We start from the raw sequence: 22,310 nt of genomic DNA, 5'->3' as shown, positions 1-22,310 counted from the left end.
CCCGTTCACGTGTCGGGCCCTTCGCGTTGCCCCTCCACCGGACGGAAAGCCCTGCTCATGAGCCTGTACGGACTGCTCGACGCCGTCACCCGGGACCCCGCCCTCGCCGAGGCGGTCGCGGCGGCCGGGGACGGCAACCGGATGCACGTGGACCTGGTCGGTCCGGCCGCGGCGCGGCCCTTCGCGATCGCCGCGCTGGCCCGGCGGACCGAACGGACCGTCCTGGCGGTGACCGCCACCGGGCGGGAGGCCGAGGACCTGGCCGCCACGCTGCGTTCCCTGCTGCCGCCGGACGAGGTGGCCGAGTACCCCTCCTGGGAGACGCTGCCCCACGAGCGGCTCTCCCCCCGCAGCGACACCGTGGGCCGCCGGCTCGCGGTGCTGCGCCGGCTGACGCACCCAAGCAAGGACGACCCGGCGACCGGCCCCGTCTCCGTGGTGGTCGCGCCGATCCGCTCCGTACTCCAGCCGCAGGTCAAGGGGCTGGGGGAACTGGTCCCGGTCAGTCTCCGGCAGGGGCAGGCCGTCGACCTGGGGGAGGTCGTCCAGGCATTGGCCGCGGCCGCGTACGCGCGGGTCGAGCTGGTGGAGAAGCGCGGCGAGTTCGCCGTGCGCGGCGGCATCCTCGACGTGTTCCCGCCCACCGAGGAACACCCGCTGCGCGTGGAGTTCTGGGGCGACGACGTCGAGGAGATCCGCTACTTCAAGGTCGCGGACCAGCGGTCCCTGGAGATCGCCGATCACGGGTTGTGGGCCCCGCCCTGCCGTGAACTGCTGCTGACCGACGAGGTGCGGGAGCGGGCCGCCGCGCTCGCCCAGGAGCACCCGGAGCTCGGGGAACTGCTGAACAAGATCGCCGAGGGGATCGCGGTCGAGGGCATGGAGTCCCTCGCCCCGGTCCTGGTCGACGACATGGAACTGCTGATCGACGTGCTGCCGGCCGGGTCGATGGCCGTCGTGTGCGACCCGGAGCGGGTGCGGACCCGGGCCGCCGACCTCGTCGCCACCAGCCAGGAGTTCCTGATGGCGTCCTGGGCGGCCACCGCCGGCGGCGGACATGCCCCGATCGACGTCGGCGCGGCCTCGCTGCGGGGCATCGCCGACGTCCGCGAGCACGCCCGCGCCCTCGACATGATGTGGTGGTCGGTCTCCCCGTTCGCCGCCGACGACAGCGCCGACGGGGCCGACACCCTCAAGCTCGGGATGCACGGCCCGGAGGCCTACCGGGGCGACACCGCCCGCGCGCTCGCCGACACGAAGGCGTGGATCGCCGACGGCTGGCACACCGTGTACCTCACCGAGGGACACGGCCCGGCCGCCCGCACCGTCGAGGTGCTCGGCGGCGAGGGCATCGCGGCCCGCCTGGAGGCGGACCTCGCGGTCCTGGAGCCGGGCATCGTGCACGTGACGTGCGGCTCCCTCGACAACGGCTTCGTCGACCCGGCGCTCCGGCTGGCCGTGCTCACCGAGACCGACCTGACCGGGCAGCGCACCGCCAGCAAGGACCTGGGGCGGATGCCGACCCGGCGCCGCAAGTCCGTCGACCCCCTGACCCTGGAGGTCGGGGACTACATCGTGCACGAGCAGCACGGCGTGGGCCGCTACATCGAGATGGTCCAGCGGACGGTGCAGGGCGCCACCCGCGAGTACCTGCTCGTCGAGTACGCCCCCGCCAAGCGCGGCCAGCCCGGCGACCGGCTGTACATCCCCACCGACCAGCTGGAGCAGGTCACCAAGTACGTCGGCGGCGAGGCCCCGACCCTGCACCGGCTCGGCGGCGCCGACTGGACCAAGACCAAGGCGCGCGCGAAGAAGGCGGTCAAGGAGATCGCCGCCGACCTGATCAAGCTCTACAGCGCGCGGATGGCGGCCCCCGGCCACACCTTCGGCCCGGACACCCCCTGGCAGCGGGAACTGGAGGACGCCTTCCCGTACGCGGAGACGCCCGACCAGCTCACCACCATCGCCGAGGTCAAGGAGGACATGGAGAAGTCCGTCCCCATGGACCGGCTGATCTGCGGCGACGTCGGCTACGGCAAGACCGAGATCGCGGTGCGGGCGGCCTTCAAGGCGGTACAGGACGGCAAGCAGGTCGCCGTCCTCGTGCCCACCACGCTGCTCGTGCAGCAGCACTTCGGGACGTTCTCCGAGCGCTACAGCCAGTTCCCGGTGAAGGTGAAGGCGCTGTCCCGCTTCCAGAACGAGACCGAGTCGAAGGCCACGCTGGAGGGGCTGCGCGAGGGCTCGGTGGACATCGTCATCGGTACGCACCGGCTGTTCTCGCAGGAGACGAAGTTCAAGGACCTGGGCCTGGTCATCGTCGACGAGGAGCAGCGGTTCGGCGTCGAGCACAAGGAGCAGCTGAAGAAGCTCCGCGCCAACGTGGACGTGCTGACCATGTCCGCGACCCCGATCCCGCGCACGCTGGAGATGGCGGTGACCGGCATCCGCGAGATGTCGACGATCACCACCCCGCCGGAGGAGCGCCACCCGGTGCTCACCTTCGTCGGCCCGTACGAGGAGAAGCAGATCGGCGCGGCCGTCCGCCGCGAGCTGCTGCGCGAGGGACAGTGCTTCTACATCCACAACCGGGTCGAGTCCATCGACCGGGCCGCGGCGAAGCTGCGCGAGATCGTGCCCGAGGCGCGGATCGCGACGGCGCACGGGCAGATGTCGGAACAGGCCCTGGAACAGGTCGTGGTGGACTTCTGGGAGAAGAAGTTCGACGTCCTCGTCTCGACCACGATCGTCGAGTCCGGCATCGACATCTCCAACGCCAACACCCTGATCGTGGAGCGGGGCGACAACTTCGGTCTCTCCCAGCTCCACCAGCTGCGCGGACGCGTGGGCCGCGGCCGCGAGCGCGGGTACGCGTACTTCCTGTACCCGCCGGAGAAGCCGTTGACGGAGACGGCGCACGAGCGGCTCGCGACGATCGCCCAGCACACCGAGATGGGCGCCGGCATGTACGTGGCGATGAAGGACCTGGAGATCCGCGGCGCGGGCAACCTGCTGGGCGGTGAGCAGTCGGGCCACATCGCGGGCGTCGGCTTCGACCTGTACATCCGCATGGTGGGCGAGGCCGTGGCCGACTACCGGGCCGCCATCGAGGGCGGGCCGCAGGAGGAGCCGCCGCTGGAGGTCAAGATCGAGCTGCCGGTCGACGCGCACGTCCCGCACGACTACGCGCCCGGTGAGCGGCTGCGCCTCCAGGCCTACCGGTCGATCGCCTCGGCGAACTCCGAGGCCGACGTCAAGGCCGTGCGGGAGGAACTCACCGACCGCTACGGCAAGCTGCCGGAGCCGGTGGAGAACCTGCTGTTGGTGGCGGGGCTGCGGATGCTCGCCCGTGCCTGCGGGGTCGGCGACATCACCCTCCAGGGTCCCAACATCCGCTTCGGGCCGGTGGAGTTGAGGGAGTCCCAGGAGCTGCGGCTCAAGCGGCTCTACCCGGGGGCGGTGCTCAAGCCGGCCGCCTCGCAGGTGCTGATCCCGCGACCGAAGACCGCGAAGGTCGGCGGGAAGCCGTTGGTCGGACGGGAACTGCTGGCCTGGACCGGCGAGTTCCTCACCACGATCCTCGGCTCGTGACGTGACCGACGCGGGTGCGGAGCCGGCCGGCCCGTCGGCTCCGCACCCGCGTCGGCGGGCTACCTCGTCGGGTCGTCGTCGACGCCGAGGCGCTTCTCCGCCTCCTGCTGGGCCCGGTCGACCTGGTCGGCGTACTTCCCGCCGGTCTTCTCGTTGGCCTCTTCCTCGAGGTTGTCCGAGATGTCCTTGCCCTTGGTCTTGGCCTGGTCCCTGAACCTGTCGAAGATCCCCATGTGCACGACCTCCTGATGGTGTCCCCTTTGTGACGCTACGCGCGTTCCGCGTGCTTCGCCCGCCGGCCGGTGGGCCCGCCCGGCGGGCCCCGGCGGGTCGTCGTGCTGCGACCCTGCAACGGTTGCGGTCATCCCCTCACTCACTTCGGACAAGGCTGTATACGCTCAGTCCCGGAACTCATCTTTTCTTTATCCGTACGGCCCGTCAGGAGCAGCGATGCACGGCCCCGGCTTCCCGCCGCAGCATGGCCACCCCGGCCCCCCGCCCAGCGACGGGAGCGTGGTGACGTTGCGCGTACTGTTCGCCGTGCTGCCCGTGCTGACCTGCGGTTTCCTCGCGTGGGGCACGATGTTGCGGCTCGCGTTGGTCACGCGCAAGCCGCGGGACTGGATGCTGCTCGTCGTCAGTTGCGTGCTGCTCGTCGTGTGGGTGATCTTCATCGGCCTCGACAAGACCCCGGACACCAGCGGCTGGCAGAGCGACTTCGGCGCCGGCGGCACCCTCCTGACCGGTCTCGCGGTCACCGTGTACTACCTCGTCGCGGACATCCGCCACCACGAGAACCGGAACAACGGCCGCACGCAGGTCCCGTGGTACCCGGCGCCCGCGCCGTACACGCCGCCGCAGCAGCACGGTTCCGGGCAGGGCTACGGCTACCCGCAGGGCCAGACCCCCACCCCGATCCCGAACCGGCCGGACGTCCCGCCGCAGGTGACGCCGCCGCCGCGGATCGGGCAGGTCCGCGCCGAACTCGACGAGCTGAGCGAACTCCTGCGCAACCGGCCGCCGCAGCCGAACGGGCCCCCCAAGCCGGGCGGCCCCTACCAGGACCCGAACCCGACCGCGACCCAGGATCCCCACCAGTGACCGACCGGCTCATCGGCGACCGCTACCAGCTCGCCGCCATCCTGGGCCAGGGCGGCATGGGCCAGGTCTGGACGGCGTACGACCGCCGGTTGGACCGGCGGGTGGCCGTCAAACTGCTGCGACCCGACAAGGTCGCGGGCCCCGGCACCGTCGCCGAGGAGCTGCGCCGCCGCTTCGTGCGCGAATGCCGGGTCACGGCCCAGGTCGACCACCCCGGGCTGGTCACCGTGCACGACGCCGGCAACGACGGCGACGAGCTGTACCTGGTCATGGGGTACGTCGAGGGCTCCGACCTGTCCGACCACCTCGCGGCCCACGACCCGTACCCCTGGCCGTGGGCCGTCGCGGTCGTCGCGCAACTGTGCGCGGTGCTGTCCGCCGTCCACGCGGTGCCGATCGTGCACCGCGACCTCAAGCCCCGCAACGTGATGATCCGCCCCGACGGCACGGTGCTCGTCCTCGACCTCGGCGTCGCCTCGGTGATGGACACCGACACCACCCGCCTCACCAGCACCGGGACTCCGATCGGCAGCCCCGCCTACATGGCACCCGAACAGGCCATGGGCGGCGCCGTCGGCCCGTACACCGACCTGTACGCCCTCGGCGTGCTGCTGTACGAACTCCTCAGCGGCAACGTGCCCTTCGCCGGGTCCACCGCCCTCGGAGTCCTCCACCGGCACCTGTACGAGCCCCCGGTGCCGGTGCGCCGGCTGCGCCCCGAGGTGCCCCACGCCCTGGAGGCCGTGCTCCTGCACCTCCTCGCCAAGGACCCGCAGGACCGCCCCGGCTCCGCGCAGGAGGTGTACGAGGCCCTCACCCCGCTGCTGCCCAAGCACGGCGTCCCGACCGGCCACCTCGACCCGACCCGCCCGTTCCTGCGCCCGCAGGCCCCCTGGCCCGACCGCCCCACCGTGCCGGCGCGCCCCGACACACCGCCCGCCCCGCCCCGACCGGACATCCCCGGCGCCGTCGACGAGGCCCGCACGCTCCTGGACCAGGGGCGACTCACCCAGGCCGTGGACATCCTCGGCGGCATCCTCCCGGCGGCCGCCGCCGAGCACGGGGACCACTCGCCGGTGGTCCGCTCCCTGCGCAAGCAGTACGCGGCCACGCTGATGGACGACGGCCAGTACCGGCGCGCCCTGCCCGAACTGCGCCGCCTCGTCGAGGAGTTCCCGCCCGGCGACGCCCAGGCGCTGCGCTTTCGCTACGACGCCGCCCAGTGCCTGGAACAACTCGGCGAACCGGCCGCCGCCCTCGCCGAGTACCGCTCCCTGCTGCCGCTGTTCGAGAACCACTACGCCAACCCTGACCCCGGCCTCCCCCTGGAGGTCCGCCGCCGGATAGCCCACCTGCTGCTCTCCCTCGGCGACCGGGCGGGCGCCCACGACACCCTGGTCCGCCTCCTCTTCGACGCGGACCGCGTGCACGGCCCGGGCCACCCCTTCCCGGTGGAGATCCGCCGCACCCTCCAGTGGCTGGGCCAGGTCCGCTGACCCCCGCGCCCGGGCCGCGCTCAGACCCGGACGCCGGCAGCCTCCGCCCGACCGGACGGCGTACCGGACGGGACCGACGGCCGCGAGCCGGTACGCCGCCCCCCACCGGCCCCGCGCCGCAACCGGCCGAACGGGACGAGCCGGACGAGCAGGACCAGGAGGGCGACCGCCGCGGCCGCCGCGCCCGGCACCAGGCCCGGCGGGCGGAACGTACACGTCACCGAGCGGGTGTCGGGGCCCACGGGGACGGCGACCAGACCCAGGTGGGCGCTCGCCGGACGGCCGCCGCAGGTCCAGCCCGCGATCGCCGGCGCCGACACCACCAGCGTGCCGGTCGTGCCCGGCCGCAGGGTGGCCCGCACGCCCGACGCGTCGACCCGGAGCGCGGTCGGCGCGTCGGCCCGCAGCGCGGCCACCGCCGTGTCCAACCGGGCCCGGTCCAGGCATGCCAGCTCCCAACGGGCCGGCGCGGACCGCTCGAAGAGCAACCGCGAGGCGGGACCGTGCGCGACGCCCATCGGCTGGAGCGCGGCCCGGTTGCGCGGCGGACGGGCGTTCAGCCGGAACGCGGTGCCGTCCGCGAGCCGGGCGGTGCCGTTGTACTCCGGGGCCCACAGGAACGCCTCGGTGCCCGCCCGACAGACGCCCGGCGTGAGCGGAGCCTCGTAGACCCGTGCGCCCAACAGGAGTTCCTGGTTGGCGAAGGGGGAGGGGCCGTAGGCGAGCGGGGGACCCGGCGGCCGGACCGTGACCAGCGGCGCGGCCGTCGCCCGGCCGATCGTGCCGTCGGGCCGCAGCCGCGCCCCGACCGCGAAGACGGCGTCGGTCACCGGATTGTCGAGGCTCTGGACACTGCGGCCCCGCGAGGTCCAGCCCGCCCCGAGGGCGACCATCGTGCGGGTGAACACGTCCGGGGTGTGGCTGCTGTAGTACGCCCCGCCCTCACCGCCCAGCAGCAGCGGATCGTTGCCCGTCAGCGCCGGCCGGCCCGCGTCGGTCCGATACCCGGGCCACCCCTCGGCGCCCGCCAACGCCTCGGCGCGCGCCGTGTGCGCGGGCCCCCAGGAGGGGTGGTCGTCCAGCCCGCCGAGCTTGCCCAGGTGTCCGTACGCGATGGTCGCCGCGGCCTGGCCCACCAGGACCGCGACCAGCAGCCCGGCCGCCGGGAGCGCGAGGCGCCGGCCGCGCAGCGCCCACCACGCCCAGCCGGCCACCGCCAGCCCGCCGCCGAACAGCGCGTACCCCCAGCCGGTCGCGAGCGGGCTGCCGGTCGCCCCGAGCGCGGCCAGACAGAGCACCCCCGCGCCCGAGGCCAGCGCCCGCACCCCCGGCGGGCCGGCCGCCAGCCCGGTCCAGGCGGCGATGACCACGATCCCGGCGAGCACGAAGGTCTGCCGGTACGGGCTGCCGTTCGGGGTCGCGAAGGCGTGCCACGCCAGATGGGTCGGCGCCCACTGGAGCGAGAGCAGCACCGCCACCACGAGCCCCGTCCACCACAGTCGGGCCCGCGCCGGCACCGCCCGGTGGAACGGCAGCGCCGCCACCAGCAGCAGCGTCCCGGTACCGACGAACAGGGCGGGTGAGGAGAAGGAGTACGTGGCGGGCAGCAGTCGCGCCAACAGGTCCCCGGTCGCCGCCGGCGCGAACTCCTTGGACCACCCCGGATACGCCTGCCTCGAACTGAGGAACAGCGGCGCCAGCACGGGCGAGGCCAGCGCGACGCCCAGCACGGTCGCCGTCGCGGCCCGAACCGGCACCCGCGCCCGACCGAGCACGCCCCGCCCCTCGCGCACCACGTCCCGGTCCTGCGCCAACCGCACCACGAGCACCAGCGCCGCGCCCAGGGTCGCCATGTACGCGGTGTAGAAGTTCGCCGTCCAACACACGGCCACGACCAGCGCCGCCGCCCCGGGACGTCGGCCGCGCAGGGCCCATTCACCCGTCAGACACAGGAGCGGGAACGCGATCAGCCCGTCCAGCCACATCGGGTTGTACGCGGCCTCGATCACCGACCAGCCGCACAGCGCGTACGAGGCCCCGAGCAGCCCCGCCGCCCACCACGGCCCGCGCCGCTGCGTGCGCAGCAACCACGCCATCGCGGCGGCCGCGGCCGCCGTCTTGAGCACGGTGACCACGTACACGGCGAGGTCGATGTCGGCGCGCGGGAAGACCCCGACGAGCACCGCGAACGGGCTCGACAGGTACGTCCCGAAGTCCGGCAGGAAGCTCGTCCCGTACCCGGAACGCCAGTTGAGGAGCAGGCCGCCCTCGGCGCGCCCGTGCAGCAGGTCCCACAGGTACGCGTGGAACGGCACGAACTGGTTGCCGAGGTCGTTGACGCTGCGGTGGCGGGGCCCGTACGGGAAGACGCGCGCGACGGCGTCCCCGGCACACACGGCCACCGTCGTGATCAGGGCGGCGAGCGCCGAGCCGAACAGGCTGCGGCGCCGCGGGGAGCTGTGCGGTGTCGACATGGTGGGCCGACCCTGGCAGACGCGGAGGACGCCGGGATGGCGCCGGGGTGACCGGCGCGCCAACACTCGCGCACCCCAACACGCTCGGAATCGTTGGTCGAACCAGTGGCTCGGATCACCCTGACTGCATAACATCGATCACCGCACGGCCCTTGTGCATCGACGCACAATCTCCCGGCCCTGGAGGCTCCTTTGCACCGTCGCACTGCGCTCTCCGTCTCCGCCGTCCTGCTCGCGGCGGCTCCCCTGCTGTCCGCCTGCTCGAACGAGACCCGCCCCGGCACGGCAGCCGTGGTCGGCGGCGAACGGATCACCACCTCAGCGCTCCAGGCCCAGGTGAACGACGTACGCGCCGCACAGAACCGGTCCACGACCCCCACGCCGGCCGAACTCGTGGAGAGCTCCCCGCGACTGGAGCGGACCAAGCTGCGCGCGATGATCAACAGCCGGATCCTCGACAGGGTGGCCGAGGACGCCGGGATCACCCTCACCACGAGGGAGCTGGAGGAGCAGCGCAAGCAGTTCGTCGACAGCAGCGGCGGCCCGCAGAAGTTCCAGGCGGCGATCCTCCAGGAGGCGGTGACGGCCCCCGGCCAGATCGACCGCTTCGTCACGGACCAGCTGCTCCTGTCGAAGCTCATGGACAAGTACGGCAAGGACAAGCTCACCGCCCCCGCGTCGGCGGCCGCCGAGAAACTGGGCATCGAGGTCAACCCGCGCTACGGCAGCTGGGACGCCGAGGGGATCCGGCTCGGTGACGGGACCACCCCGTGGATCATCCAGCGGACCCGGCCCGAGCAGGCCGTACCCGCCGGGACCTGAGTCGCCCGTCCGGAGGTAGGTTCGGGGGGTGACTGAGCACGCGACCCCCGAGCCCACCGGCCGCATCGTCCTGCTGACCACCAGCCACCGGGTCGCCCCCGGCCTGCTGTCCTGGTCCGCGTGGCAGATCCTGCACGCCGCGGACCGGGTGCTGTGCGCCGATCCCGACCACCCGCAGCTTCCGTACCTGCGCGAGGCGGGTGTCGAGGTGCTCCACGCGGTCCCCGACGCCCACGAACTCGTCGAGGCCTGCGCCGGCGGCGCCACCGTCGTGGTCCTGCCGAGCGGCGAGGGCGACCAGCGGCTCACCGACGGCCTCGCCCGCCTGGCCGGCTCCGGTCGGGTCGCGATGCCGGACCTGGAACTGCTGCCCGGCTCCTACGACCTGCCCGGCGCGCGGCTGCTCGACCTGGTGCAGGTGATGGACCGGGTGCGGCGGGAATGCCCCTGGACCTCGGCGCAGACCCACGAGGCCCTCGTGAAGTACGCCATCGAGGAGGCGTACGAGCTGGTCGAGGCGATCGAGTCCGGGGACCGGGAGGAACTGCGCGAGGAGTTGGGCGACGTCCTGCTCCAGGTCTTCTTCCACGCCCGGATCGCGCAGGAGCACGCCGACGAGCCGTTCTCCATCGACGACGTGGCCGGGGACCTGGTCGACAAGCTGATCCGCCGGCACCCGCACGTCTTCGGCGACGCGCGGGCCGAGACGCCCGAGGACGTCAACGCGCACTGGCAGGCCACCAAGGCGGTCGAGAAGCGCCGCGCGTCGGTCACGGACGGGGTCCCGGTCGCCCAGCCCGGTCTCGCGCTCGCGGCCAAGCTGGCCGGCCGGGCCCGCACGGGCGGCATCGCGGTGGAACTGCCCCGGGGCGAGGGCGTCGGCTACGAGCTGCTGGAACTGGCGGCGCGCGCCGAGGCGGCGGGCGTCGACCCCGAGACCGCACTGCGCGCCGCGGCCCGCGTCTACCGGGACGCGATCCGGGCGGCGGAGGGCGCCGACGCCTGACCCGCGCCGGGCGGCGCGTCGACGGCAGGGCCTACAGCGGGGCGCGCCCCGAGGGGTTGTGCCAGTGCGGGTCCGGCGGGCTCAGGAACCACTCCCCGAAGCCGACCGGGCGGGTCCGCGCGGGGTCGCCCGCGGGGATCGCGTCGTGGAAGATCCGGTCGGGCCGGGCGCCGAGTTCCTCCAGGAGGTACGCGGTCTCCTCGATGAACTGCGCCGGCCCGCCGAGGTAGACGTCCTGGTCCCGCCACAGGCCGCGGTGGCCGAGTGCGGTCGCCAGCCGGGCGGTGGCCTGGTTGCGGTGCTGCCCGGGGGCGGGCGTGAGGTAGGTGACGGCGAGCCGGCGGTGGGCGCCGGCGTACGCGTCGATGAACGGCCGGTCGTAGAGGTGCGCGGCGTCCCGGGCGACGACGAAGAGCCGTAGGTCCTGGTCGGGAGGGTCGTCCGCGAGGTCCTCCAGCATGGCCCGGATCGGGGCCCAACCGGTGCCGGCGGCGATGAAGGTGACCGGGCGGTCCTCGCGGCGCAGCGTGAGCCGGCCTCCGGGCGCGCCCAGTCGCAACGTCTCCCCGGGCCGTGCCTCGCGGACCAGCACCTGCGACAGCCTGCCCTCCTCGATCCGGCTGACGTGCAGGTCGACGGTGCCGTCGGGGCGGGGCGCGTTGGCCAGGGAGTAGGTGCGCCAGGTGGTCGGGACGCGGGCGCTGCTCACGCTCACGTACTGGCCGGGGAGATAGGGGAGCGGGAGGTCGGGGCGCAGCGTCAGCACGGCGACGTCCTGCCCGTACTGGAGGTGGCGGACGATCTCGGCGTCCCACCAGGGCGGGTCGGTGCTCTCGGCGGCGCCGGCCGTCATCGCGTCGGCGATCACCTGGTAGGCCTCGGCCCAGGCCTTCTCCACGTTGGGTGTCCAGGTCTCGCCGGAGGTCTCGGCGAGGGCGGCGAGCAGGCTGGTGCCGACGGCCGCGTAGTGCTCGGGGCCGACCCGGAACTTGCGGTGGTCACGGCCGAGGTCGCGGAGGTAGGGGACGAGGGTCTCGTTCTCCAGGTGGGTGACCACGTGGGTGAGGGCGGCGAAGAGCCGGTCCCGCTGGCGTTCCATGTCCGCCGGGGAGGAGGGGAAGAGCGGGCGGACTTCGGGGTGGTGCCAGAAGAGGTGCGTGTAGAAGTACTTGACGGCGTGCTCGGCCCGTCGCTCCACCACCGCGAAACTGCTCTTCAAGATCCTCACGTCCACAACAGCGAAAGTAGGAACGGCGGAGCGGGCGGGGTCAAGCCTCGGCGGATCTACGGACAGCCGCGACGAAGCACCCATATGGGATGGCGTGCGGAGGCCGGGATACGGTCAGCGGGTGCATGAGCCGACCCCCGCGGAACCCGCCGACGAGACCTCCTCCCCCCAGGGCCCCACCCTGTTCGACTGGGAGTTCGCCACCGACCCGTACCCGGCGTACGCCTGGCTGCGCGAGCACTCCCCCGTGCACCGCACCAAGCTCCCGAGCGGCGTGGAGGCCTGGCTGGTGACCCGGTACGCGGACGCCCGCCAGGCCCTCGCCGACCAGCGCCTCAGCAAGAACCCGGCGCACCACGCGGAGCCGGCGCACGCCAAGGGCAAGACCGGCATCCCGGGGGAGCGCAAGGCGGAGCTGATGACGCACCTGCTGAACATCGACCCGCCGGACCACACCCGGCTGCGGCGGCTGGTGTCGAAGGCGTTCACCCCGCGCCGGGTGGCGGAGTTCGCCCCGCGCGTCCAGGAGCTCACCGACCACCTCATCGACGGGTTCGCCGCGAAGGGGGAGGCTGACCTCATCCACGAGTTCGCCTTCCCGCTCCCCATCTACGCCATCTGCGAGATGCTCGGCGTACCGCGCGAGGACCAGGACGACTTCCGGGACTGGGCCGGGATGATGATCCGACACGGCGGCGGACCGCGCGGCGGGGTCGCCCGTTCCGTCAAGCGGATGCGGACCTACCTCGGGGAACTCATCCACCGCAAACGGGACGATCTGGGCAACGACCTGATCTCGGATCTGATCCGGGCCGGCGATCACGGCGACCACCTGACGGAGGCCGAGGCCACCGCGATGGCCTTCATCCTGCTCTTCGCCGGCTTCGAGACGACCGTGAACCTCATCGGGAACGGCGTCCACTCCCTCTTCATGAACCCGGAGCAGCGCGAGCGCCTCCAGGTCTCCCTCGCCGCCGGCGAGAGCGGGCTGCTGGAGACCGGTGTCGAGGAGCTGTTGCGGTACGACGGGCCCGTGGAACTGGCGACCTGGCGGTTCGCCACCGAACCGCTGACCCTCGGCGGGCGCGACATCGCGACCGGCGATCCGGTGCTGGTGGTCCTCGCGGCCGCGGACCGGGACCCCGCAAGGTTCGCGGAACCGGACACTCTGGACCTGTCCCGGAGTGACAATCAGCACCTCGGATACGGGCACGGGATCCATTACTGCCTCGGTGCGCCGCTCGCGCGCCTGGAGGGACAGACGGCGCTCAAGAGTTTGCTGATGCGTCTGCCGGATCTGGAACTCGCTGTTCCACCTGCGGACCTGCGCTGGCGGGGCGGACTCATCATGCGTGGCCTGCGCACCCTTCCGGTCCGCTTCACACCCCGAAACGACTGAGGCGCGACCGGGGCCGGCCTGACCGCGAGTCAGTTTCCGATCAAACTTGTTACTTGTGTGCCAAGGCCGCTAGGTTCTGCCGTTACCCCGCCGTTATGCGAAAGGTACAGCCTCATGCGTTCCGGGAACGGCCGCCACAGACGCCCCAAGCAAATACCCGCACTCGTCGTCACTGCCGGAGTCGCCGGTTCCGCGTTGGCCCTGCCGCTGCTCGCGGCAACCAACGCGAGCGCCGCCGACGCCGGCACGTGGGACACGGTCGCCGAGTGCGAGAGCGGCGGTTCCTGGAGCGCCAACTACGGCAGCGGCGCCTACGGGGGGCTCCAGTTCACCCAGGAGCAGTGGAACGAGGCCGGCGGACTCGACTACGCGACGCGTCCCGACCTCGCCAGCCGCTCCCAGCAGATCGCCGTCGCCGAACAGGTGCTGGCCTCGCAGGGCCCCCAGGCGTGGCCGCTGTGCGCGTCCTCGGCCGGCCTGACGCGACAGGGTCCGTCGGCCGCGGTGGACCCCGGCCGGGTCGAGACGCCCGCGCCGGTGGCGCCCACCCCCTCCCGCCCCGACTCCTCGGTGCCGAAGAGCGGTTCCACCCCGGCCACCGACTTCGGGGTGCCGACGCCCACCGCGGCCGCCCCGACCCTGCCCGGCCCGTCCGGCACGCCCTCGTTCACGCTGCCCGACGTCCCGCAGGGGCCCAACACCGGACTGCCCGTCATGCCGGACCCGGACCCGACCCTTCCGACCGGCCCGAGCAACCAGCCGCCGGTCGCCCCGACCACCCCGGGCGGCACGACCGCCCCGGTCGTCCCCTCGGACCCCGCCAAGGACCCGAACCCGGCCGACCCGTCCACCACGCCCTCGGCCTCGACGGGCACCCCGACCGACTCGGCGACGGACGGCGGCGGCAAGCACCGCGGCCCGGCGGCGGACGAGGCCCTCGGGGCCGTTCCCAACACCGCGCCGGAGCCCGTCTACACGGTGAAGGCGGGCGACAGCCTGACCGCCATCGCGGACGCCAAGGGACTCAAGGGCGGCTGGACCAAGCTGTACGAGGCCAACGAGCAGGTCATCGGAGGGGACGCGGACCTCATCAAGCCCGGCCAGAACCTGGATCTAACCAAGTAATAGGGGCAGTTCGGGCACCCATTAAGATCCGAATGTCCGGTTTCGGCAAGTGAGACATGCGTCTCTTCCGCTCAACTGGCGTGTCCCGTATCGAAGCTGCTGCAAACCCTGCCCTCACCTGCGCAAACGTCCCTAACCGGAACGCAAGTAGGGCCCTTTCCCCCCGATGTTGCTCGTTGAACATCGGGGGGAGACCTGTCTACCTTCTGAATCGCTCGTCACCGCGAGCCTCTTCGACCGCATCGCCGAATCCTGCCGGCGGACGGAGAGAACAGTCGTCGCGCAAGCGCCGAAGGCAGGAGCGGGGGAACCAAGGTAGGCGCCGGAACGGGCCGTCGAGAGACGGCCGCGGACCGGCTGGGGGTTAAGACGCACGCCAGTCGTGCGGCCGGGCAACTCACTCGCCCGAACCCGACAGCTCACCTCGTAGGCGTCGGTGAGGAGAAATTCCATGCTGCTTTCCGGCAAGGGCAAGCACCGTCGCGCCTCCAAGGCCGCCCGCATCGTCACGCTCGCCGGTGTCGCCGGTGTCGCCGTCGCGGCCCCGCTGATGGCCGCGGGCTCCGCGTCCGCCGCCACCACCTCCGAGTGGGACAAGGTCGCCTCCTGCGAGTCCGGTGGCAACTGGTCCATCAACACGGGCAACGGCTACTACGGCGGCCTGCAGTTCTCGTCCGGCACCTGGGCCGCCTACGGCGGCAAGGCGTACGCCTCCCAGGCCAACCAGGCCTCCAAGTCGCAGCAGATAGCCATCGCCGAGAAGGTCCTCAAGGGCCAGGGCAAGGGCGCCTGGCCGTCCTGTGGCGTGGGCCTGTCCAACTCCTCGTACGACGGCGGCGGCTCGGCCGAGACCCCCAAGCCGAAGAAGCAGCAGGCCGCTCCCAAGAAGCAGCAGGCCGCGCCGAAGACGGAGACCAAGCGCTCCGAGGGCTCCACCACCACGCGCTCCGAGCGTTCCACGGCCGCCACCCCGGCGCCGCAGAAGGCTCCGAAGACCACCGCCGCCCCGAAGATCGGCAACGGCTCGTACGAGGTCAAGGCGGGCGACACCCTGGGCACCATCGCCGACGCGAACGGTGTCAAGGGCGGCTGGCAGAAGCTGCACGAGCTGAACAAGGACATCGTCCCGGACGCCGACCTGATCTACCCCGGGCAGAAGCTGAAGCTCAGCTGAACCCCCCGATGACCCCGCGTCAGTCCTGACGCACCCCTGCCCGGCGCGTACCCCTCCACGCGCCGGGCGGTGGCGTGTCCGGGCCCGGTGGCGCCCGATCCCGCCGACGATCAAGAGCCGTATGTCCTGGAAGAAGGGTATTCGGGTCCTTTTTCGTCCCAGGACCCGGGCGGTCGGCCGGCCGAGTGGCCGGAGCCGGTTAGGCTCTAGTCGGCAAGGCCATCCCACGGCCTGACCCGCCACCGCACACCCAGCGTCACATCCCAGAAGGAGATGCTCGTGCCGTCCATCGACGTCGTCGTAGCCCGGGAAATCCTGGACTCCCGAGGCAACCCCACGGTCGAGGTCGAGGTTGGCCTCGACGATGGCAGCACCGGTCGTGCTGCAGTTCCGTCCGGCGCCTCCACCGGTGCATTCGAGGCCATCGAGCTGCGTGACGGGGACCCCAACCGTTACTTCGGCAAGGGTGTCGAAAAGGCCGTCCTCGCCGTCATCGAGCAGATCGGCCCGGAGCTCGTCGGCTACGACGCCACCGAGCAGCGCCTGATCGACCAGGCCATGTTCGACCTGGACGCCACCGACAACAAGGGCTCCCTCGGCGCCAACGCCATCCTCGGCGTGTCCCTCGCCGTCGCGCACGCCGCGTCCGAGGCCTCGGACCTGCCGCTCTTCCGCTACCTCGGCGGTCCGAACGCGCACCTGCTGCCCGTCCCGATGATGAACATCCTCAACGGTGGGTCGCACGCCGACTCCAACGTGGACATCCAGGAGTTCATGATCGCCCCGATCGGCGCGGAATCCTTCTCCGAGGCGCTGCGCTGGGGCGCCGAGGTCTACCACACCCTCAAGAAGGTCCTGCACACCAAGGGCCTCTCCACCGGCCTGGGCGACGAGGGCGGCTTCGCCCCGAACCTGGAGTCGAACCGCGCCGCGCTGGACCTCATCGTCGAGGCCATCAAGCAGGCCGGCTACGTCCCCGGCAAGGACATCGCGCTCGCGCTCGACGTCGCCGCGTCCGAGTTCTACAAGGACGGCAAGTACGAGTTCGAGGGCCAGTCCCGCTCGGCCGCCGAGATGACCGAGTACTACGAGGAGCTCGTCTCCGCGTACCCGATGGTCTCCATCGAGGACCCGCTGTACGAGGACGACTGGGCCGGCTGGAAGACCCTCACCGACAAGCTGGGCTCCAAGGTCCAGATCGTCGGCGACGACCTCTTCGTCACCAACCCCGAGCGCCTGGCCCGCGGCATCGAGGAGGGCTCCGCGAACGCCCTGCTCGTCAAGGTCAACCAGATCGGTTCGCTGACCGAGACCCTCGACGCCGTCGAGATGGCCCAGCGCAACGGCTTCAAGTGCATGATGTCGCACCGCTCCGGCGAGACCGAGGACGTCACCATCGCCGACCTCGCCGTCGCCGTGAACTGCGGCCAGATCAAGACCGGCGCCCCGGCCCGCTCGGACCGCGTCGCCAAGTACAACCAGCTGCTGCGCATCGAGGAGATCCTCGACGACGCCGCGGTGTACGCCGGCCGCTCCGCCTTCCCGCGGTTCCGCTCCGCGAACCAGTAGGAAGGGCGGGGGCCAATCACGCCCCGGCCTCCGTACGTCCCCGCACTCGGTCCCGTACCGTGTGCGGGGACGTATTGCGTAGCGCACACAGGGGAGGCGGGACCATGGCCGGGAACCGGGATCGGTTCTCCACCTTCTCGACCGCGACCAGACTCAAGGCACTCGGCGAACGGACCGCGGCGCACGTCTACCGCTCCCAGTCACGCCGCCAGGTCCGCCGCAGCCGGCTCACCGGCCGGGCCGCGCTCCTGGTGCTCGTGCTCTGTACCCTGGTCGTCGCCCTCGCGTACCCCATGCGCCAGTACGTGTCCCAGCGCTCCGAGATCGCGCAGCAACAGCGGGACGCCACCGACGCGCGCGAACGGCTGGAGAAGCTCCGCGACGAGAAGGCCCGCTGGCAGGACCCCGCCTACGCGGAACAGCAGGCGCGCAAGCACCTGCACTTCCTGCGACCGGGGGAGATCGGCTACATCATGAACGACCCCGGCACCGAGGCCAAGGAAGACCGCCGCACCGGGCAGGCCGGCTCCGACCGGCCCTGGTACTCGAACGTCTGGGACGGCGTCGACAAGGCAGACCGCCCCGGCGACTGACCCCGACACGCCACGCCCGCGACACACCCGCACACGAACGAAGAGACTCATCCCAGGCATGCAGACGCCCCCGCCCCAGACCGACCGCACCGAGCCGACCGCCGCGGACATCGAGGCGTTCCAGCAGCAGCTCGGCCGCCCGCCGCGCGGGCTGCGCGCCATCGCGCACCGTTGCCCCTGCGGGCAGCCGGATGTCGTCGAGACCGCGCCCCGACTCCCCGACGGCACCCCCTTCCCGACGCTGTTCTACCTGACCTGCCCGCGCGCCGCCGGTGCCATCGGCACGCTGGAGGCCAACGGCGTGATGAAGGAGATGCAGGCCCGGCTCGCCGACGACCCGGAGCTGGCCGCCGCCTACCGGGCCGCGCACGAGGACTACATCACCCGCCGCGACGCCATCGAGGTGCTCCAGGGCTTCCCGAGCGCCGGCGGCATGCCGGACCGGGTCAAGTGCCTGCACGTGCTGGTGGGCCACTCGCTGGCCGCCGGCCCCGGCGTGAACCCGTTCGGCGACGAGGCCCTCGCGATGCTGCCCGAGTGGTGGGCCAAGGGCCCCTGCGTCACCCCGTGCGGGGAGAAGAAGGACGCGGACGCGTGAGCGCCGCACGGGTCGCGGGCATCGACTGCGGGACGAACTCCATCCGCCTCCTCGTCGCGGACTGCGACCCGGCCACGGGCGAGTTCGTCGAGCTGGACCGGCGGATGACGATCGTCCGGCTGGGCCAGGGCGTGGACAAGACCGGCCGGCTGGCCCCGGAGGCGCTGGAGCGCACCTTCGCCGCGTGCCGCGAGTACGCCGCGGTCATCAAGGAACTGGGCGCCGAACGGATCCGGTTCGTGGCGACGTCGGCCTCCCGTGACGCCGAGAACCGGGACGACTTCGTCCGGGGCGTCCTGGACATCCTGGGCGTGGAACCCGAGGTGATCACCGGGGACCAGGAGGCCGAGTTCTCCTTCACCGGCGCCACCAAGGAGCTCACGGGCCGCACCGACATGGAGCGGCCGTTCCTGGTCGTCGACATCGGCGGCGGCTCCACCGAGTTCGTCGTGGGCGCCGATCACGTCCGGGCGGCCCGCTCCGTGGACGTCGGCTGCGTCCGGATGACGGAACGCCACCTGGTGGTGGACGGCACCGTCACCGACCCGCCGACCGAGGAGCAGATCGCCGCCATACGGTCCGACATCGAGGCGGCCTTGGACCTGGCCGCCGAGACCGTGCCGCTGACCGAGGCCCGCACCCTGGTCGGCCTGGCCGGCTCGGTGACCACCGTCGCCGCGATCGCGCTGGGGCTGACGGAGTACGACTCGGCCGCCATCCACCACTCCCGGATCCCCTACGCGACGGTGCGCGAGATCAGCGAGCGGATGCTGACGGCCACGCACGCCGAACGCGCCGCGATCCCGGTCATGCACCCGGGCCGGGTCGACGTGATCGGCGCCGGCGCCCTGGTCCTGCTGGCGATCATGGAGCGGATCGGGGCCGAGGAGGTCGTGGTCTCCGAACACGACATCCTCGACGGCATCGCGATCAAGACCGCGGAAGACGCCGAGGCCGACAAGCAGCGGACCTGACCCGGTGAACCACATGAGGGAGGTGCTCCGGCCGACCGGCCGGAGCACCTCCCTCGTCGTCAGATGCCGCGGTAGACGTCACGGCGGTCGCCGACCTTGACGACGAGGATGACGAGTTCGCCGTCCCGTACCTGGTAGGCGATCCGGTGGCTGCCGACGCGGAGGCGGTAGAGGCCGGACGGGCCGGTGAGCTTCTTGACGTCGGCGTCCTCGCGGTAGGGATCGTCCCCCAGCGCCGTCAGGGCGGCGAGGATGCGCATGGCCGCAGGGCGGTCGATCGACCGAAGCTGCCGTTGCGCCGCGGTGGTGAACCGGAACGCGTACTTCACGCCGCGTCGTCACCCCGTTCGCTGAACAGGTCGGCCAGCAGCTCGGCCATGGTCACGGTCGGCCCGCCTTCGGCCAGTACGGCCTCGGCTTCCCGGGCGAGCAGCTCGTCGGCCGCCTCTTCGAGCGCGTGGAAGTCCGCGATCGGAATCAACGCGGCCACCGGGGCGCCATTGCGCGTGATGATCGTGGGATCACCCTGCTCGGCGCGGTTGATGTGGTCCGCGAGGTGGGCGCGGGCCTCGCGCACGGTCACAGCGTTCTCGCTCATGACAACAGTGTACGCAGCATTGTGTACACGGGCGAGGGGGGACTGATCCGGCGACCGCGCGCGCCCTCCGGGGGCCCGGGTGGGCCGGGCGCGCGCGGCGGCGCGGTGTTCGGCACGACGTGCCGGTGCGGGGCCCCACCCCACGTCTTCCATGGGGGTGGACACGCCCGTTGGGGCACTGGCGACGGCCTCCGTCGTCGCCACACAGCTCAACGAACTGGCGGACAAGCCGGGGCTCGGCTCCCGTCGGGACGAGCTGAAGTCGCTGGCCGACGCCCTCCAGGGGCTGGGCGACGGCGACATCGAACCCTGGACCGAACTCGATCTCCTCCAGGCCTACGCGCGGCCGGAGAGCGTGAGCGCCGCCCTGGCCGAGGCACCGGAACACCGGGCCTGGGCCCTGCTGGAGGTCGCCATCGGCACCCTCGTGTTCCTGCCGCTGTTGTTCACCTGGTTCGGCCTCAGCCGAGCCGCGGACGCCTACCGGACACTCATCGGCGAGGACCCGAAATCCGCCGCCCGCCCCTTCCTGCAACTGTGGCAGTCCGGCTTCGAGGGCCGGCTGGCCGACTGGTCCACCTTCGGACACGTCGCCGGATCGGCCACCGCCGTCATCCTCCTGCTGTTCCTGCTCGCCGCCGTGCACGGGGTGCGCAGAACCCGTACGGAACACCGGGCGGACCAGGCACGGCGCACCGCCGACGAACTGCTCGCCCTGCTCGTCCCGCTGCTCACCCGGGCCCAGTTGCTGCTCAACGAACAGCGGCTCTCCTCCCCCCGACGGTTCACGGCGGAGCTCACCGGAGCCGCCGCGAACCTCGGCAGGCTCGGGGAGAACGCGGTGCGCGCCCACGAGCGCTCGGCGCGGTCGCGACCTCGCTCGCCGCGTCGGTCGAGGCCGCCGACACCCGGCTCGACGCCCTCGACTCCGCCGTGCTCCCGCTGGAACGGGCCGTCGCCCGGGTCGAGGCGGCCGTACTGACGAACGCCGGCGAGGTCGGCCGCGCCGTCGCCGCGCTCACCGACCCGCTGGAACAGCGCACCTCCCGCCTGGAGACGCGCACCCGCAGGACGATCCGATCAGGACGGCCCGACGATGAGGAGGCCGCCGCGGCCGCGGTTCACCCCGCTCCCGGGCCCGGGGCGCCGGTCGGAGCCCGGGCGGACGTGGACGGCGCGGTCCTCCCGGACACCGTCGTCGACGGGGCGACCCACGGCCCGTTGACCGTACGGGCCGCGTCCGTGCGGGGCGACTCCCATCGCTACCACGCGGAGCCCCGGCAGGACGCGGTGGTGGTGGCCCGGTTGGGGGCGCCGGGCGAGGACACCGGGGTGCTCCTGCTGGGCGTCGCGGACGGGGTCGGCTCCGTACCGCGCTCGCACCTCGGGTCCCACCTCGTGTGCCGCGAGATCGTCGGTGACGGCGGCCAGGGCGAGGTGCGCACGCTGGCCGGGCGGCCCGGCCTGCTCTACAAGAGCTACCGGGAACCGCACCGCGTCGCGAGGGACTCGCTGGCCGGCCTGGTCTCCGTACGGCTCGGGCTGCGGGCCGAGGAGCGCGACCGGCTGGACGCGTCGACGGCCTGGCCGCCGTGCCGCGGCGTGGACGCCGGCCGGGTCACCGGGTTCCTGATGAACGAGGCTCCCGCCTCCATGCGGTGGGCGACCGCGGACGGCTCGACGAAGCTGACCGAGCTGGCCTTCCTGCTCCGCCCGGGCAAGGCTGCCTGGCAGGGGGTCGTCCAGCCCTCGCCGGCCGAGCGGTTGGCCCTCGTGGTCGCGCTCGTCGAGCTCGTCGACCGGCTGCACGCGACGGGCCTCGGTTTCGGCGACCTGTCCGAGGCCAACGTGCTGTGGACGGTCCGCCCCGAACCCGCCGTCCACCTCATCGACTGCGACGGCGCCCGCCTGGTGGGCGCCGACCCGGTGCTCGCCCAGGCGGAGACCCCGGACTGGCGCGATCCGCTGGCACCGGCCGGCGCGGCCACGGGACGCGGCCGGACCTGGGCCAGTGGCGCATCGCGCTGGCCGGACGGCGGCAGATCGCTTTGGAGGCGGCTCGTCCCCGCGAGCGGCCGGTCCTCGACCCCCGCAAGTTCGACGGGCCGAGGAGACGGGGGAGCATCAGGCTTCGCGACTGAAGCTCCCCGCGACCCGTCCAACGGGCTGCTCCATCCGGCCGAGACCCTTCGAAAGGCAGCTTCGGGGGCCGAAAGTCCCTTCCTCCCCACCAGGTTCGTGAAGTTCTTCACAAGGAAAAAAGGCCTGCGGGGTCAACGTGGGGGCCGTTCGGCCCCCTCAGGGGGTCCACAGGCCCGTTTCGGGCGAGCGTTCGTGCGAATCGCGGACAGCGGCGAGGGGCGTCGGTAGGTATCCACGAACCCGGTGGTCTACTCCGCTCGAAGGCCTTCAGGCCAGTTCAGGACTGGTGTACAACGTATCCCGTTACACCGTGGTTCCCGATTCCCGCCATGACCTGGGTCACGTGGGCGGCGCAGTGTAGCAGAGGGTGGGAAGCTCCTTGTGAAGGGGCTCACGAGCGTCACCCCTGGGGGTGCTGGA

At 72.4% G+C, this 22,310-nt stretch carries 19 protein-coding genes and 1 riboswitch; of the genes, 14 read left to right on the top strand and 5 right to left on the bottom strand.

The genetic code is table 11. The features are described from left to right. Positions 1 to 57: 57 nt before the first annotated feature. The gene (gene mfd / locus OTB19_RS02220; RefSeq protein ID WP_267796207.1) at positions 58 to 3,591 is read left to right on the top strand and encodes a transcription-repair coupling factor; all 3,534 of its coding nucleotides are present in this window, start codon (positions 58 to 60) and stop codon (positions 3,589 to 3,591) included. Between the two features lie 59 nt (positions 3,592 to 3,650). Here the strand turns inward: mfd and OTB19_RS02215 are convergent, their stop codons facing one another. Beyond that, entirely contained in the window at positions 3,651 to 3,824 is a 174-nt protein-coding gene (locus tag OTB19_RS02215; protein ID WP_267796206.1) for an antitoxin, read from the bottom strand. Between the two features lie 283 nt (positions 3,825 to 4,107). Here OTB19_RS02215 and OTB19_RS02210 point away from each other — a divergent pair, with 283 nt between their 5' ends. After that, entirely contained in the window at positions 4,108 to 4,692 is a 585-nt protein-coding gene (locus OTB19_RS02210; RefSeq protein WP_267796205.1) for a hypothetical protein, read from the top strand. Further along, the gene (locus OTB19_RS02205; protein WP_267796204.1) at positions 4,689 to 6,188 is read left to right on the top strand and encodes a serine/threonine-protein kinase; all 1,500 of its coding nucleotides are present in this window, start codon (positions 4,689 to 4,691) and stop codon (positions 6,186 to 6,188) included. The genes OTB19_RS02210 and OTB19_RS02205 overlap by 4 nt, the downstream gene beginning before the upstream one ends. Before the next feature lie 20 nt (positions 6,189 to 6,208). On the opposite strand, the gene OTB19_RS02200 is transcribed toward OTB19_RS02205, so the two are convergent. Next, positions 6,209 to 8,662 carry a YfhO family protein gene (locus tag OTB19_RS02200; protein WP_267796203.1) on the bottom strand — a complete coding sequence of 818 codons (2,454 nt, stop codon included), beginning with the start codon at positions 8,660 to 8,662 and terminating at the stop codon, positions 6,209 to 6,211. A 192-nt stretch (positions 8,663 to 8,854) separates the two neighbouring features. Between OTB19_RS02200 and OTB19_RS02195 the strand changes: the two genes are divergently transcribed. Both OTB19_RS02195 and OTB19_RS02190 read left to right on the top strand, forming a co-directional pair. Next, positions 8,855 to 9,484 carry a SurA N-terminal domain-containing protein gene (locus OTB19_RS02195; RefSeq protein ID WP_267796202.1) on the top strand — a complete coding sequence of 210 codons (630 nt, stop codon included), beginning with the start codon at positions 8,855 to 8,857 and terminating at the stop codon, positions 9,482 to 9,484. 28 nt (positions 9,485 to 9,512) lie between these two features. Next, positions 9,513 to 10,490 (top strand): nucleoside triphosphate pyrophosphohydrolase, encoded by a 978-nt coding sequence (locus OTB19_RS02190; RefSeq protein ID WP_267796201.1) that lies wholly within the window; start codon positions 9,513 to 9,515, stop codon positions 10,488 to 10,490. A 31-nt stretch (positions 10,491 to 10,521) separates the two neighbouring features. On the opposite strand, the gene OTB19_RS02185 is transcribed toward OTB19_RS02190, so the two are convergent. Next, positions 10,522 to 11,724, bottom strand: coding sequence for a globin domain-containing protein (locus OTB19_RS02185; RefSeq protein WP_267796200.1), 1,203 nt, complete (start codon positions 11,722 to 11,724; stop codon positions 10,522 to 10,524). 115 nt (positions 11,725 to 11,839) lie between these two features. Here OTB19_RS02185 and OTB19_RS02180 point away from each other — a divergent pair, with 115 nt between their 5' ends. The 7 genes from OTB19_RS02180 to OTB19_RS02150 all read left to right on the top strand — a co-directional run bounded on the left by OTB19_RS02180 (position 11,840) and on the right by OTB19_RS02150 (position 19,150). Continuing rightward, complete coding sequence (locus tag OTB19_RS02180) at positions 11,840 to 13,117, top strand: cytochrome P450 family protein (protein ID WP_267796199.1); 1,278 nt, start codon at positions 11,840 to 11,842, stop codon at positions 13,115 to 13,117. Between the two features lie 195 nt (positions 13,118 to 13,312). Continuing rightward, the gene (locus OTB19_RS02175; protein WP_324290496.1) at positions 13,313 to 14,242 is read left to right on the top strand and encodes a transglycosylase family protein; all 930 of its coding nucleotides are present in this window, start codon (positions 13,313 to 13,315) and stop codon (positions 14,240 to 14,242) included. Positions 14,243 to 14,519: 277 nt separating this feature from the next. Beyond that, positions 14,520 to 14,690: riboswitch (cyclic di-AMP (ydaO/yuaA leader) on the top strand. A gap of 3 nt (positions 14,691 to 14,693) precedes the next feature. Next, positions 14,694 to 15,416: a transglycosylase family protein gene (locus tag OTB19_RS02170; protein ID WP_267796197.1), complete on the top strand. Its 723-nt coding sequence runs from the start codon at positions 14,694 to 14,696 to the stop codon at positions 15,414 to 15,416. Between the two features lie 273 nt (positions 15,417 to 15,689). Continuing rightward, positions 15,690 to 16,985, top strand: a complete 1,296-nt coding sequence (gene eno / locus OTB19_RS02165) for a phosphopyruvate hydratase (RefSeq protein WP_267796196.1) — start codon at positions 15,690 to 15,692, stop codon at positions 16,983 to 16,985. 104 nt (positions 16,986 to 17,089) lie between these two features. Further along, positions 17,090 to 17,578 (top strand): FtsB family cell division protein, encoded by a 489-nt coding sequence (locus OTB19_RS02160; protein ID WP_053681478.1) that lies wholly within the window; start codon positions 17,090 to 17,092, stop codon positions 17,576 to 17,578. Between the two features lie 58 nt (positions 17,579 to 17,636). Next, a complete protein-coding gene (locus OTB19_RS02155; RefSeq protein WP_053681476.1) occupies positions 17,637 to 18,176 on the top strand; it encodes a DUF501 domain-containing protein in 540 nt (179 codons plus the stop codon). Further along, positions 18,173 to 19,150: a Ppx/GppA phosphatase family protein gene (locus tag OTB19_RS02150; protein ID WP_267796195.1), complete on the top strand. Its 978-nt coding sequence runs from the start codon at positions 18,173 to 18,175 to the stop codon at positions 19,148 to 19,150. Before OTB19_RS02155 ends, OTB19_RS02150 begins: the two co-directional genes overlap by 4 nt. A gap of 59 nt (positions 19,151 to 19,209) precedes the next feature. Here OTB19_RS02150 and OTB19_RS02145 read toward each other — a convergent pair whose 3' ends face one another. Together OTB19_RS02145 and OTB19_RS02140 are read right to left on the bottom strand one after the other, a co-directional pair. Next, positions 19,210 to 19,479 (bottom strand): type II toxin-antitoxin system RelE family toxin, encoded by a 270-nt coding sequence (locus OTB19_RS02145; RefSeq protein ID WP_267796194.1) that lies wholly within the window; start codon positions 19,477 to 19,479, stop codon positions 19,210 to 19,212. Beyond that, positions 19,476 to 19,748 (bottom strand): type II toxin-antitoxin system Phd/YefM family antitoxin, encoded by a 273-nt coding sequence (locus OTB19_RS02140; RefSeq protein WP_267796193.1) that lies wholly within the window; start codon positions 19,746 to 19,748, stop codon positions 19,476 to 19,478. The genes OTB19_RS02145 and OTB19_RS02140 overlap by 4 nt, the downstream gene beginning before the upstream one ends. A 157-nt stretch (positions 19,749 to 19,905) precedes the next feature. On the opposite strand from OTB19_RS02140, the gene OTB19_RS02135 reads away from it, so the two are divergent. Both OTB19_RS02135 and OTB19_RS02130 read left to right on the top strand, forming a co-directional pair. After that, on the top strand, positions 19,906 to 20,730 hold the full coding sequence (locus OTB19_RS02135) for a hypothetical protein (RefSeq protein WP_267796192.1): 825 nt from the start codon (positions 19,906 to 19,908) through the stop codon (positions 20,728 to 20,730). Next, complete coding sequence (locus tag OTB19_RS02130) at positions 20,682 to 22,118, top strand: protein phosphatase 2C domain-containing protein (RefSeq protein WP_267796191.1); 1,437 nt, start codon at positions 20,682 to 20,684, stop codon at positions 22,116 to 22,118. Before OTB19_RS02135 ends, OTB19_RS02130 begins: the two co-directional genes overlap by 49 nt. Positions 22,119 to 22,310: the final 192 nt, after the last annotated feature.

It is taken from the genome of Streptomyces sp. H27-H5, from assembly GCF_026627505.1.
Classification (GTDB): Bacteria; Actinomycetota; Actinomycetes; order Streptomycetales; family Streptomycetaceae; genus Streptomyces.
This window is presented reverse-complemented; position numbering and strand designations above follow the sequence as displayed.